We start from the raw sequence: 13,352 nt of genomic DNA, 5'->3' as shown, positions 1-13,352 counted from the left end.
CTGTTCCCTGCTACAGCTGTCGTGCGCCTTCGCGAAGGGTTGCAAAGGAGATCGAGATCGATAGAGTCAAGATGAGCCTCGACGACGGGAGCAAGGTAATCGATGCCGTTGGTGTTAAGGGTTTTCAAGATCTTCGTCAGCTTGGCGGCGCGTTCTAGGTCGAGCTTCACGGTGAACGAGTGCCTCCGGCCCTTCGAGGGCCGACCGATTGCGGGTTTTGTATGTCCTTCCATGCGGCCAGTATTTAGGTTTCGACATGCGAAAGTCGCCTCGGCTGCAGGTCTGGTTAGCAGCACCGAAAGAGCAGTCATTCGGAAGCCAAACGGAGCCTGCTCCTAAACCAACACACTTGGTTGCCTAACCCCTCTGTCCATTCCACCTACCACCCCTTGTCACATTTCGACGCACTCCTCACACGGTGTAGATTCACCGTCCTGTCAGGGTCAGTGGCATTGGGCAGTTCTCGTTCCGGGCTGCTTGTGAGTCCCCGGCTGACAACATCGCGCCTCCGCTGGGGCCGGGGTGCAACTGCTCATCGCTGACCCACCCCGGCCACCTACCACGTCGTATCCTCACCCCTGAGTGATTCTGGCGATCCACCGCTGCTAGCGAAGGTGTCACCTCTCGTATCCAGTACCTCCATCCATGCTGTCCATGTCGGCAACCTGGCTGGAAACCTTTGCTGCGTCGATCTTTCTCTGCATCGCCAGACTCCGACTCTTCCATTGGTCATAACCGGGGCCGCTGTAGCGACCGAGGGCGTCACTGTTGCGCCGTTGGTGGGTGGCGAAAGAGCGACGCTGGAAGGCCTCGAACCTTCCCTCCAGCGTCGACCCGTCCTTGAACTTCACGCTCTTGAGGAACGCCCCGAGCACGTGCGGCTGAGCTCCGAGGATGTCCCTTCGCATGGCGTCGTAGCTCGGCGGCGCGGGCGGCAGTGGGTTGCCGTCCAGTTCATGCTGGATCTGCTCGCGAAGAGCCAGCAGGGCACCTTCAGCGGCCCTGTGAGCCCGTTCGGCCGCCTCTGCTCGCTGTGCCGCCTCCCGGGCAGTGACGTACTCCTGTGAGACCTCCTGGCGCGCCTCCGCGCGAGCTTCAACCATCGCGTCCTGCTTCGCCTTGCGCTTGAGGCGGGGCAGGGTTTCGACCTGTGCATCGAGGTCCTGCCGGTCGGCCTGGATCGACGCGGCAACCAAGTCCGCCTCGGCCTTCTGGGCCCGGACCTGCTGGCGCTCCTCCCACATCTTTTCGCTGTCACGCTTGGCAATAGCGAGGGCGGCTCTACGCTTGTCCGCTAGAAGGGCGTACTCGCTACTGGAGGTTCGCTCGGTCGACCTCTCGGCGGGTGTGCGCTGAGGGTCATACCCCGCTGCTTCGAGCGCGTCACACAGCTCCTTGCGCTGCTTTCGAAAGTGCCCCGGCCCCTTGAAGAAATCCTTCTGCGACAGCCGGCCATCGGCCGTTACCGGAATGACGGAAAGCTGCAGATGCGGCGACGTCTCGTCCAGGTCGAGGGACCCGCCCATTACGTTCTTCTGCCCGAACTCCTTACAAGCCCAGATGAGCTGGGTCTCGACGAGTCGGCGCGCCACCTCGTTGAGCCCGTCGGTGCGCCAATCGGGACAATGCGTATCGAACCAAGTCGGGTCGAGCTGAAGCATGACGCCGCGCATCACGACGGCGTCCTTGCGGAGCGGCTTCTTCACCTGAGCCAGCCGCGCGCTCCGGTAGTCGGCGAACTCAGCACTCGGCGGCCTGCTGCGGCCCTGCGGGTCTTTCGTCACGACTGGGACACGGAAGCCGCCAGCGCCATCGTTGACGAACGTTCTGTTCATCGCCGACCTGGCCGGATCGATGTTTGCGTTCCGGTGCCCGAAGGCGAACCCAGCCGCAAGATCCGGAGCCCTCCCGAGGTGCCTGTCTCGATTCACGGCATGCGAACCACCAGCCTTGACCTTCGCCTCCGGAGACGCGTCGTACGTAACGGTCCAAGTCATAACGACCACCTCCTAAATGCACCAGTGGCGCCTCCGGCGGCGCTCCCGCGGGGATGCAGTTTCTGAAGCGCGCTGCCCCTCCGTTCATGGGACCCTGCACCCATGAACGGAGCCTCTGCACCGCACTTCAGAAACGGAAGTGTTGCCCCATACACTTCCTTGCTCCGCTCCGGAAGTTCCCGGGGCCCTCCGGGGGCCGCGGCGCGGTGCAGGGCCCGGCTGCGCCGGGCCAGCGAGGCGGCGCTCATTCGCCACCTCCCGACGTGAGCTCGAAGCCGCGGGAACGTTTCCGACGTTCTTCGTCGGAGAGCACCGCGCAGTCGTTACGGTGATAGGCATCGGTCCCTGCCGGATATCGAGAGTCACAGGAGCAGATCGCGACCCGCCGCTGGCATTCCACCAACCTCCGGTTCTCCTCCTCCAAGCGCTCGATCTCCTGCTGCTGGGCGATAGCTGCGGCTGCCTGAGCGGCAGCCATCTCAGCGGCGACCAACTCATCGCCGTCGAGTACCGCAATCGAAGAGAGTAATTCGCCGACCACATCGGCGCCCTTCCGGCTGGCCATCGGCTGGAGCCTGGCGTGCTGATCGAGCATCGGGCGGAGCAAGACGTCGCCGATCTGGTAGGTCGCCGCCTCCCGCTCCTCGTCATCCTTGATGGAATCCAGTGCGGCGCAGACCTGTCGCATGCTCGCCCGCATCCGAGCGACCTTCTGGTAGGCGAGGAAATCGTCGTTGGCGTCCACGAACCCGCGGTTCAGCAGCATCTCTATGCTGTCGATCGTCACCTCGAACACCACCGGGAACCGGCCCCATGACTGGTTCCGATCCTCGGCCTTGTGCTGCTTTCCGCTCCCGTCGGTGTACTCCCCGGCGAGGCCGTCGAGGAACTGTGCATAGGGCGTGGTTTTGGTAATGATGTTGACGGTGTGCACCAGGCGCGTTGCGCCGTACTTGATGTTTACGTCGCTGGCGCTGGGGTGATCATCGAACACCTGCCACACGCCGGAGCGGCCGCCGAGGGCCTCCATGAGGTTGAAGGCGTTGTAGTCATCCCAGACGATGACCGGCTGCCCCTTGTAATTCTGGAGCGGCACACGGGGGTCCGTAGCGACGTAGTAGCACTCGTCCGCGTCAAGGTCACGGAAGAGCGCTCGGGCGAAGAGCTTGGCGAGCTGCGTCTTTCCCGTCCGTCCCTTACGGTTGTCGCCCTCCATCCCACCAATGAAGTAGTTGGTTCTGTGCCTCGGTGCTGGCTGGTGCAGACGGAAGTCCTGCTGGAGCTTCTGGAGCTTTTCCAGGTCCTGTACATACACACCCGGCTCGTTCTCGCGCACCTGCTTCAAGGTCATCTCGCCGTGCATCACCGCGAGACGGATCTGCATCTTCTTGGCCGCCGAGCCCGAGTGAAAGCCCTGCTTCCGGGCCGCGACCCGCTCATCGACAGCCATGCGCCAGTCGAAGTTTGCGTGGATCTCCTCGTCGGGATAAAGGTGCTTGCCGAGTTTCTGCTGCTTCTCGTGCTCGTGGGTGAGGTACTCGACGCAGTCGAGGAATGTTCCCTGGCCCTCCTTCTTGCGCACGCACCCGGGGTGCACCTTGTACGCGCGCGCGACCTGCCCGACCGAAGCCTCGTTCTTCAGCTGCACGAGGACGTGGAAGCCATCCGGCTTCTTGTCGCCGAGAACCGCCCTGGGGTTCCCCTCCAGATCGGACTCCGTGAAGAAGTCCTTGTCGTGCAACACCCAGGCGTACTTCTCGACGGATGACTTCGACACGCGCTTCTCGATTGTCTCAACTGTCAGCAGCACCTCGCCGGTGTCCGGGTGGACGCAGTCCGTCGTGATCGTAAAGATGCGTCCCTTGATCTGTTCGGCGTAGTGCCACTTGCCGCCCTCGGCATACGGATTGCCGCCAGGATCAACCTCCGGCGGCGCAGAATCCGGCTCGGAATCCGCAGAATCCACAGTTTCCACAGTTGGAATGGGGCGGGGGACGCAAGCTCCAGTCCCCCGCCAGGAAGCACTGAAGGACGCGGGAATAGAAGTGGTGGTGCCACTGAAATCCACAGAGTCCACAGTGCGATCAAGAACAGAGTGATTAGCGGGATCGGTGGCAGTCGGTTCGGCTCCACCGAGCGCCAAGCCAGACCTTCCCTGCCAGGCGGGGTCGATGGGAGCAGGTTCATGCGCACGGAGTTGGACACTCATCGGATCACTGTTCTTCCGAGGTGCTGGTGCGCTGGTGGCTCAGAAGCCAGGCGTCCACGGCCTCCGGCGCATAGCGAACACCGCGACCGACTCGAATGAAGGCGGGGCCCTTGCCGGTAATGCGCCACTCATCCACCGTGCGGCGCTTGGTACCCAAGCGCTCGGCCAGAGTATCTGGATGGATAAGGGAGTCGAGCAAGGGAGTGGTGATGACAATTGAAGGTGACGACACTAGAGAAGTCCTTATGGAAGGAGCGACCGCTCTACTCCCGTTCGCGAGGGCGGTAGTTCCTCACGACATGGACATCTCTCAGCACCGCGCGGTAGTACGCCCGATGCTGGGCCGGATCAGTCACCACTCCGGCCGCCTTGATCGAGGTGGAAACCGGGTGGTGAATCCGGCTGACGCCAACCTCTTGCGTTTATTCGAGACGAGAATAACACGGTAGCCTCACAACTGCTCACACAATGTGACACCCATATGATCGGTCCTTGGGAGGGGAAAAAGCGCATGGGCACCGTCAAGGCGTACCAGACCAAAACACGCGGCAGGCTGTACGAGGTCTGGTACACGAAACCGGACGGGAGCAGGGGACACGACCGAGGATTCAAGCTGAAACGCGATGCCGAGGCCCACCTCGCAACAGTTGAAGTTTCGAAACTCAAGGGCGCGTACGTCAATCGCAGCGACGCGAAAGTGACTATCTTGGAGCTCGGCATTCAGTGGCTCGAACAGCACAAACCCAAGATTACGGAATCGAGCTACCACTCCGTCGAAAGCGCCTGGCGCACTCACGTCAGGCCGAAGTGGGGAAACTACGCCGTCGGGGCCATCACCAAACGCGACGTGCAAGCATGGTTGAACGAACTGGGCGAGAAGCGTTCTCACACAACCGTTGCCCGCGTTCGCGACCTCCTAGCCGGTATCTTGGACCACGCCGTCGAAGATAACAGAATCACGAAAAACCCGGCGCGTGACCTCTCTATCAAGAAGAAGCCGATTCCCGATGAGGTTTTCCTGTCGCATGCTCAAGTCGAAGAGTTGGCACGCACATCCCGGCACCCGGACCTTGTACTATTCCTTGCCTACACCGGCCTGCGATGGGGAGAGGCCACAGCGTTGCGCGTGCGAAATGTGGACCCGAAAACGCGCCGGGTGAACATTCGTGAAGCAGTCACCGAGGTCAACGGCAAGGCCGTTCTGGGTAGCGTCAAGAGCCATGAGAAACGCACTGTGGCATACCCCGACTTCCTCGATGAAGTGATCACGGCTACGCGCAGGGGCAAAGGCCAGGAAGACCGCCTGTGGAACTCTGACGAGGGTGGTTTCCTGCGCCCAGGCAATGCTGTTTCGGGATGGTTCGCTAGGGCCGTGAGGCGGACCCAAGCAGTCGATGAGACGTTCCGACGAGTGACACCCCACGACCTTCGACATACGGCTGCGTCGCTCTCGATTAGCGCTGGGGCCAACGTGAAGGTTGTCCAGAGGATGCTCGGCCATAAATCCGCAAAAGTTACCTTGGATACTTACGCGGCACTGTTCCCCGACGACTTGGACAATGTCGTCGTTGCCCTGAGTCGGCAGCGCGTGGAGCAGCTACAAGACACACAGATTTCTGTCGCTACCGGTGAAGCAGATCAGCTGAAATGGGGCCTTTCGCAGTTGAGCACGGGTAGGGCAGGCAATCCCCAACCTACGGACGCACCATCGAACACGGGCGTTCTGCAACTGGCGCTCAGGTGAGGCTTCTAGTCATAGGGGCTCGGGTACGACGAAGCTGCTCATAGCATCGGCCTCGCGTACAGACGCTTCAAACTCCTGCTCGGATACCACGTACAGCAGGTCGAGGGGCGATTGCTCGGAGCCGTCTGCCGCGCGAGGCAAAGCTGGATGCGGCGTCTGCCACCAGTCGAGGAGCGCAGCGGCGATCCAAGCAGGATGGGACTCGCCGCAGGCTAAGGTGAGTGTCCTGTTGATCTCCGCGAGGGCGTCAATGATTTTCCCGTCGCGAAACTGGAAGGCGGGGTAGTGCTTCCTCGCGCCGAGCTCGATCTCGATGACCACCCGGTATCGGAGATAAGTCTTGAGCAGTTTGTGGCGGGCTCTACTTTTCTCCCGCTCCGCCTGCTCAGGAGTCTGCACCTGGACTGCCTCGTTCATCTCTGCACCGGTCAGCACTGCACGTGTCTCAACGGCGGTGTGGCTGTCGGTGCGGTCAAGCAGATTCGCGGCCAGCATGGGCGAGTTGTTGAGCACGAAGCTCCGATCCCAAATTGGGTTGGTCCTCCAGTCGACCGGGAACCCGAGCTGGCCCATGTCAAACCCGATCGTCGCAGACCGGGCATCAACAAGGTCAACGAGGTCAACCATGTCGGCCCGGCCCGGCGCGATACCCAAGAGGAGGTGGCGCATGATGAGTAGCACGCCGTAGAGCTTGTTCTTAACCCCCTCGTCGACGAGCGGATACAGAGGGCTTGTTGCGTCCTTTTGAGTCTGCCCCGGCGCTTGAATGAGGACATCGAACGTGCGATTCCACAGACGACCATAGTGCGCACAGATGTTCCGCACGTGCCTTAGGCTGTTGAGCCAGTTCGCCAGGGCTCCGCGGTCCCCGTGGCCGTCGGCGGTGCTGACCTGAAACCGCGCGGCAAGGATCTCTTGGTCGGCTTGGCACAGTAGGTTATAAAAGTTGCTTAGGACGCCGAAAGACATGACCTCCGTCGCAACCCAGATCGGCAGATGGGGACCATACTTCTCGCGGAAGTGCGCGACAAAGTCGCCTCGCGCCCGCTTCTCGTGCCGGTCATACTCCTCGAGCCAGTCATCATAGGCGGATGTCGGCACGTGCCGGGTGGGCGTGGTTCGCCCGAGGACTGCATTCCAAGCTCGAACGATCCGGGGACTCTCCAGCTCGCGCATCGCCCCCAATGCTTCCGGGTCCCGATGGGCGAACGCGTCCACGCTGCCGACCCGGTGGCCGATGCGAAACCGGAGCGCCGTCTCGATCACACTGAACATGTCTCCCAAACGGACACGGAGCTCGTGGTCGAACTCGTATAGGGCGTCGACATGCACGAGACTGGTCCCGGGCACGAACGAGTCCAGGCGGATCTCGCGACCGTCGACGTCGAACTGGGCCGCTGGAGGCGCGGGGCGGTCGCGGTAGAGATGCCAGTAGCCCGACAGCCGGTAGTAACCATGGAGCTCCAGGACGGCGTAGGCGCAGGCCTCGCTGGTGCCGCAGTCCATTCCCCGTTCGCGCAGCCGACGGAGCTGCTCCGGGACAGTCAGAAACGGTTTGGCGTAGGTGCTGTCGCGAGTTGACACGTGGTTATCATCCTGGCGTTCCCGACATCGGGGTAGAAAGAGAACAGGCCCGCGTCTCATTTAGAGAAGCGGGCCTATCGTGTTGATCTCAGCATACATGCCCGCAGTGGGATGACCAAGACGCCCAAAGGCTGCCCCAAGCTCCGCGTGCAGGAACATTGGAAGGCTGAGCCGGCCGACTCTGAACGTGGAGCGTCGAGTTGTTGTGGTGCATTTTGGTGCAGGAGTACCTGTGAGCACACGTGTCTTGCTGTGAGTAGATTGGTCAGAAATGCTGATTTGCCGGGCTTCCCGATGCGGTGGCTTGCACCCATCAGACTAAGATAATGGGTTCAAATCCCACCGTCACCGCCACGTAGCGAGGCCCCGGTCCCCCTGGAAGCAGAGGGAACCGGGGCCTTTCGCTGTGTGGGATCAGGCAGGCTTGGCATAGACGGCCGCGCTCATGACCTCGTACCCCACGAACGTCTCGTCGTTCCCGACCCAGGCATCATGACCGGCGGGGATCGAATAAGCGTCGCCGGCATGGATGGTGGTGTGCGTGCCGTCCTCCATTTCCACTTCGAGCGTCCCGGCAGTGCAGACACCCAGGTGGTTGTTCTGGCAGCTCTCGGTGTGCACCACCGTCTTGACGGTCTCGGACCATCGCCAACCGGGCTCGAAGGTGAACCTTCCCAGCGTGGTGTTGCCGAGGCTGACCACGTCGACCTTCGTCCTGGGCGGACGGCGCTTCTCATCGGGATCATCGAACGATCGGGTTTCAAGGGCATTGACAGTGATTGCGGACATCGCGTCCTCCTCGGTGAGCGGATTCCAACCATGTGTCCGGAGGAGAGACCGGGCGCTCCTGCGATGAAGGTTCGGCGGTGCCCTGCCGGGGCCGGGCCGAACATGTGCGAGCGAGGGTCACAGCGTGCTCCCGGTGGGAGCGGATGTCAATGCGGGTTGTCCACCCGGTCGGATGCCGGCTGCCCGGCCTGCAGACCGGGCGCTCGGGCGTCAGGTGCCGGGAGACCGGTACGTGATCTGCTCGGCTTTCCGCATCGCTTCCATCGTCTCCTCGACGGTCAGGAGGACTGTCGTCTCGAACGAGCTCAGTGCGCCGCCTCCGCTGATCGCCAGCGCGACCGCCGCCATGGACACGTTGTCGGGAGCCTCCCACACGTTGTAGCCGTCGTGGGTGCCGAAGGCGTACCAGAATCCGTGGAGCTTTCAGCCGACCGATTCGATGTATGCCCGCAGCGGCGCGGATGTGCTTCTGCTGCTCACCCGGACGGAGAGCTCCTGCGCCGACGCCCTTCCTACTCCGCCTCACCCGCCGGCAACTGTGCAGGACCTCCACGAGCAAGTACGCCCGAGATGAGCAGCTGCACAAGAACGCCGGCCTCGTAGCGAGGGTCACCAGCGGCGCCGACACAGAGGTTTCCAATGCCCTTGAGGACGTTGTACGCATCGATCTCCGTCCCTACGGCCTCCGGCTCCCGGGCGGCTTCGAGGAGTGCACCACAGACAGGGACGAGGCGATCGACGAAGTACGCGTGCAGGGCGTCAGCCCCCGCGCTGTCGCCCTGCAGCGCGCCGGCGAGCCCGTGCTTGGTGATCAGGAACTCCACGAACAGGGCCACCCATGCCCGTAGGGCTGCCTCGGGTGTCGCGCTCTCCTCAAGCAATCGCCGGCCGGCATCCGCGCACGCCTCGACCTGGTGCCGGTACACCGCGACCACGAGCTCCGGACGTGTCGGGAAGTGGCGATAGATCGTCCCGACGCCGACACCGGCCCTCGCCGCGATCTCCCGGACCGGTGCGTCGACACCGGACATCACGAACACCGCGGCAGCCGCGTCAAGCAGCACCTGCTCGCTCCGCCGTGGGCGGCCCACCTGTTTGGGCTGTGCAGAGCGCGGCTGCTCACTCCGGGCATCGGGCATGTGCTCTCCTCGCGGCTCGACAGAAGGCTTGCATTGCGGAACGCTGTTCCGTAATATTATGGAACGGCGCTCCGATAATCAGTATCGCAGAGCGCTGCCCATAGAAAGGAACCTGCCATGACTCCGGCATCCGTCGAAGCGCTCGATCCCGTGATCGGTGCCGGGACCCCGGTGATCTCGGTCTCCCCTGTCCAGCTGTCCGCTCCCGGCCGCGCCGTCCCCCTGGAGGTGCGGGTGTCCGCCCCTGCGAGCGGCACGAACCTCCCTGTCGTCGTGTTCTCCCATGGCAACGGATGGAACCTCGACGGGTACGCGCCGCTCACGGCGTTCTGGGCCTCCCGCGGGTTCGTCGTGATCCAACCCACGCACCTGGACTCCCGGCGGAACGGATTCGGGTTCGACCACCCGGTGTTCCCGACGATCTGGACCGAGCGGATCGCGGATCTCACCCGCATCCTCGACCAGCTGGACAGCATCGAGGCCGCCGTCCCCGGACTTGTCGGCCGCGTCGACCGCAGTCGCGTTGCCGCAGCAGGCCATTCCTGGGGTGGCCAGACGGCGCAGGCGCTCCTCGGAGCGCGGATCCTCGATGAAGCGGGCCAGGTCGGCGAGGACATGTCCGACAGCCGCGTCACCGCGGGAATCCTCCTCGCAGCAACCGGGATCGGCGGTGACGACCTGCATCCGTTCGCCCAGGCCAATTTCCCCTTCATGCGCCCCTCGTTTCACGAGTTGACGACGCCGACCCTCGTCGTCGCCGGTGATCGCGACCAGTCGAAGATGTCCAGCCGCGGGCCGGACTGGTTCACCGACGCCTACACGTACAGCCCGGGCGCCACCGATCTCCTGACTTTCTACGGGGCCGAGCACGCGATCGGCGGCATCGTCGGATACGAGGTCGCCGAGACGACCGACGAGAACCCGGAACGGGTCGCCGTCGTCCAACGGATGACCACCGCCTACCTCCGTACCGCCCTCCAGGTGGACGCGAGGAGCTGGGACGCGGCCCGCGCAGCGTTCAGTGACAGCGCCGCTCCGATCGGACGCGCCGACAACAAAGCAGGGGCGTAGCAGGCTTCCGGGTCGGGTAGAACGGAGCCTGAACCACCCGTCCGACGTGGAGGAGGAGATCCGTGTACGTATTCATCATCGGGATCAGCGGCGCGATCGGTGGCCTCGTGGCCGAACGGCTCCGGGCGCGGGGTGATCAGGTGTCCGGTCTGGTTCGCAGCCGGCAGCAGGAACGCCGTCTGTCGGAGGCGGGGATCCGCGCCCACGTCGGTGATCTGTCCACGCTGACTGCGGATGATCTGATCCCCCTCCTCGCCGGCGTGGACGCCATCGTCTTCACAGCCGGCTCCAACGGTGGCCCGCGTGCCGTCACGGATGCGATCGACAGCACCGCCGTCGGGACGAGTCTTGCCGCTGCTGAGCGCATCGGACTTCGACGGTTCGTCCTGGTGTCGGTCTTCCCCGAAGCGTGGCGGGAGCGCACGCTGAGCGACGACGAGGAGCATTACTTCGCCGTGAAGAAGGCGGTCGACGTCCGGGTCAGTCGGTCGTCCCTGGAGTGGCTCGTTCTTCGACCCTCGCTGCTGACCGACGAGACGGGATCGGGCCGTGTGACTCTCGGCCCTGCCGCGGACCATGGGGAGATTCCTCGTGAGGATGTTGCCGACGTGCTGGTCGAGCTCCTGCACCAGCCCTTTATCACCGGGCGGATCCTCGAACTGACGCGAGGGGAGACGCCGTTCGCCGAGGCGGTTCGCTCTCAACTGACCGGATGATGTCGAACGGTGCGGCTCCGCCCTGTCGGCAGCTGCGACGGTGGCGGTGGCTCGCCGGGAAGCTGCGGCGTTCGCTCCGCAGCTTCCCGGCGAGGGTTCTTACTCCGGCGAGGCCGGAGGGCATGGAGGTCAGACGTCACGCTTCCTGGTCACGACGAGAGCTGCTGTCATGAGGACGAGCGCCCAGGCGGCCATGGTGAGCCCGCCCTGGAGGGGGGGCAGTGCGCCGTCGGCCGTGGTGATGGCCACCATCGCCTGGCCGGCCTCGCCCGGGAGGAAGCGGCCTGCGTCCGCAACCCACCCGGCCAATCCGGTGAGCAGCTGGACGACGACCGGCAGGACGAAGAACAGGCCCACCGTGGTGACGATGCCGCCTGCGGTATTGCGGAGCAGGATGCCGATCGCCAGGGAGATCAGCGCGACGAGCGCGAGGTAGGTCCCGCTGTTCACGATCGAGAGGAACACCCTGTCCTCCGTGAGGGAGAAGGTCAAATCCGCCCCGCCCAGGATCGGCTGCGCGACGACGTAGGACAGCAGCGCACTCGCGAAGCCGACGAGGAACGCGATCGCCGCGACGACGAGCGCCTTCGCGAGAAGCGCCCGGGTGCGTCCCGGTACCGCCACGAGCGTGGAGCGGATCATGCCTGTCGCCCACTCGGAGGCGATCAGGACGACCGCGAGAGAGGCCAGGAGCAGCTGGCCGAAGATCAGCCCGGACGCGGGGACGGTCAGTGCCAGGAAGGCTGCACTACCCGGTCCTTCCGCCGGCACCTGTACGTCCGGTGGCAGTTGCGCGTCGGATCGGGCCAGCACGACGAACGACCAGGCGGAGAGGGCGGCGAGGCCGATCATGACGATGACGGTCGCCAGGATCAGGATGACGGTCGAGGGGACGGTGGTGACCTTGATCCATTCGGACCTCAGCACACGGCCGAAGGTGATCCCCTGATCGGTCCGGTGCATGGGTGGTCGAGTCTCTTGGAGGGTCGGGGTGGTGGTATTCGTGGTCATGGTCGAGGCGCTCCTGCAGGATCGGGGATCGAGGTGGTGGTCGTGGAGTCGGTCCGATCCTGGGACTGGTACTCGACGTCGTGCTGCGTGAGCTGCATGTAGGCGTCCTCGAGGGTCACCTGGAGGGGAGTCAGCTCGTACAGGAGGAGGTCCTCCCGGAGCGCGACCTCGGCGATGCGGCGCGGTTCGACGCCGGTGATCTCGACGAGTTCGGGTTCGATGATCTGCGAGGTGATGCCGCCGCCGAGCCTGGCGAGGAGGTCCTGTGGGCGCTCGGCCCGGACCCGGACGCGCACCTTGCCCTGGCCGTCGATGATCGACTGGATGGGGGCGTCGGCGATGATGCGGCCGCGGCCGATGACGATGAGGTGGTCGGCGGTCAGGGCCATCTCCGACATGAGGTGGGAGGAGAGGAAGACGGTGCGCCCCTCCGCGGCGAGATCCTTCGCGAGGTGGCGCACCCACTGGACACCCTCGGGGTCGAGGCCGTTGACGGGCTCGTCGAGGATGACCGTGTGGGGGTCACCGAGGAGGGCCGCCGCGATCCCGAGGCGCTGGCCCGTGCCGAGGGAGAACCCGCCGACGCGTTTCGTGGCCACCGGGCCGAGCCCGGTGAGTTCGATGACCTCCCTGACCCGGCTGTTCGGGATGCCGTGCGTGGCCGCCATGGCGCGGAGGTGGTTGTACGCCGAGCGCTTCGTGTGGACGGCCTTCGCATCAAGCAGCGCACCCACTTCGCGGAGCGGTGCGCGGTGCTGGGCGTAGGGCCGGCCGTTGACGGTCACCCGTCCGCCGCTGGGGTTGTCCAGGCCCACGATCATGCGCATGGTGGTCGACTTTCCGGCGCCGTTCGGGCCGAGGAAACCCGTCACCTTGCCGGGCTGCACGGTGAAGGAGATGTCGTCCACCGCGGTCTTCGCGCCGTACCGCTTGGAGAGGCCTCGAACTTCGATCATGATGCTGTCCTTCGTGATTGTCGTCTGGTGGTGCGTGGAGAGGTCGTCCGGGTCGCGATCGCAGCGCCCGAGTCGGCGCGCATGGTCGCGGCGGGATACGGCGCAGTCCGCACACAGGTGTCTCGGGGCCGATCGA

At 64.2% G+C, this 13,352-nt stretch carries 11 protein-coding genes and 1 pseudogene; 3 read left to right on the top strand and 9 right to left on the bottom strand.

The features are described from left to right. Window positions 1–617: 617 nt before the first annotated feature. The 3 genes from V6S67_RS01935 to V6S67_RS01925 all read right to left on the bottom strand — a co-directional run bounded on the left by V6S67_RS01935 (window position 618) and on the right by V6S67_RS01925 (window position 4,438). Complete coding sequence (locus V6S67_RS01935) at window positions 618–1,835, bottom strand: plasmid recombination protein (protein WP_334208639.1); 1,218 nt, start codon at window positions 1,833–1,835, stop codon at window positions 618–620. Between the two features lie 406 nt (window positions 1,836–2,241). Further along, complete coding sequence (locus V6S67_RS01930) at window positions 2,242–3,963, bottom strand: hypothetical protein (RefSeq protein ID WP_334208638.1); 1,722 nt, start codon at window positions 3,961–3,963, stop codon at window positions 2,242–2,244. 247 nt (window positions 3,964–4,210) lie between these two features. Next, window positions 4,211–4,438 carry a helix-turn-helix transcriptional regulator gene (locus tag V6S67_RS01925; protein WP_334208637.1) on the bottom strand — a complete coding sequence of 76 codons (228 nt, stop codon included), beginning with the start codon at window positions 4,436–4,438 and terminating at the stop codon, window positions 4,211–4,213. Window positions 4,439–4,717: 279 nt separating this feature from the next. On the opposite strand from V6S67_RS01925, the gene V6S67_RS01920 reads away from it, so the two are divergent. Beyond that, window positions 4,718–5,950 (top strand): tyrosine-type recombinase/integrase, encoded by a 1,233-nt coding sequence (locus tag V6S67_RS01920; RefSeq protein ID WP_334208636.1) that lies wholly within the window; start codon window positions 4,718–4,720, stop codon window positions 5,948–5,950. Between the two features lie 9 nt (window positions 5,951–5,959). Here the strand turns inward: V6S67_RS01920 and V6S67_RS01915 are convergent, their stop codons facing one another. The 4 genes and pseudogenes from V6S67_RS01915 to V6S67_RS01900 all read right to left on the bottom strand — a co-directional run bounded on the left by V6S67_RS01915 (window position 5,960) and on the right by V6S67_RS01900 (window position 9,387). Continuing rightward, window positions 5,960–7,534, bottom strand: a complete 1,575-nt coding sequence (locus V6S67_RS01915; protein ID WP_334208635.1) for an Abi family protein — start codon at window positions 7,532–7,534, stop codon at window positions 5,960–5,962. Window positions 7,535–7,948: 414 nt separating this feature from the next. Continuing rightward, complete coding sequence (locus V6S67_RS01910; RefSeq protein ID WP_334208634.1) at window positions 7,949–8,323, bottom strand: cupin domain-containing protein; 375 nt, start codon at window positions 8,321–8,323, stop codon at window positions 7,949–7,951. A gap of 210 nt (window positions 8,324–8,533) precedes the next feature. Beyond that, window positions 8,534–8,734, bottom strand: a pseudogene (locus tag V6S67_RS01905) (GYD domain-containing protein); the annotation flags it as partial. 101 nt (window positions 8,735–8,835) lie between these two features. Beyond that, complete coding sequence (locus V6S67_RS01900) at window positions 8,836–9,387, bottom strand: TetR/AcrR family transcriptional regulator (protein WP_334208633.1); 552 nt, start codon at window positions 9,385–9,387, stop codon at window positions 8,836–8,838. Window positions 9,388–9,579: 192 nt separating this feature from the next. Here V6S67_RS01900 and V6S67_RS01895 point away from each other — a divergent pair, with 192 nt between their 5' ends. Both V6S67_RS01895 and V6S67_RS01890 read left to right on the top strand, forming a co-directional pair. Beyond that, window positions 9,580–10,533 (top strand): alpha/beta hydrolase family protein, encoded by a 954-nt coding sequence (locus tag V6S67_RS01895; RefSeq protein ID WP_334208632.1) that lies wholly within the window; start codon window positions 9,580–9,582, stop codon window positions 10,531–10,533. Window positions 10,534–10,595: 62 nt separating this feature from the next. After that, entirely contained in the window at window positions 10,596–11,249 is a 654-nt protein-coding gene (locus V6S67_RS01890; protein ID WP_334208631.1) for an NAD(P)H-binding protein, read from the top strand. A gap of 129 nt (window positions 11,250–11,378) precedes the next feature. Here V6S67_RS01890 and V6S67_RS01885 read toward each other — a convergent pair whose 3' ends face one another. After that, a complete protein-coding gene (locus V6S67_RS01885) occupies window positions 11,379–12,260 on the bottom strand; it encodes an ABC transporter permease (protein WP_334208630.1) in 882 nt (293 codons plus the stop codon). Next, window positions 12,257–13,216 carry an ABC transporter ATP-binding protein gene (locus V6S67_RS01880; RefSeq protein WP_334208629.1) on the bottom strand — a complete coding sequence of 320 codons (960 nt, stop codon included), beginning with the start codon at window positions 13,214–13,216 and terminating at the stop codon, window positions 12,257–12,259. The genes V6S67_RS01885 and V6S67_RS01880 overlap by 4 nt, the downstream gene beginning before the upstream one ends. Window positions 13,217–13,352: the final 136 nt, after the last annotated feature.

This window comes from Arthrobacter sp. Soc17.1.1.1 (assembly GCF_036867195.1).
In the GTDB taxonomy this organism is placed as follows: domain Bacteria; phylum Actinomycetota; class Actinomycetes; order Actinomycetales; family Micrococcaceae; genus Arthrobacter_D.
Note: the sequence above shows the minus strand (reverse complement) of the source record. Positions and strands in the feature narration are given on the sequence as shown.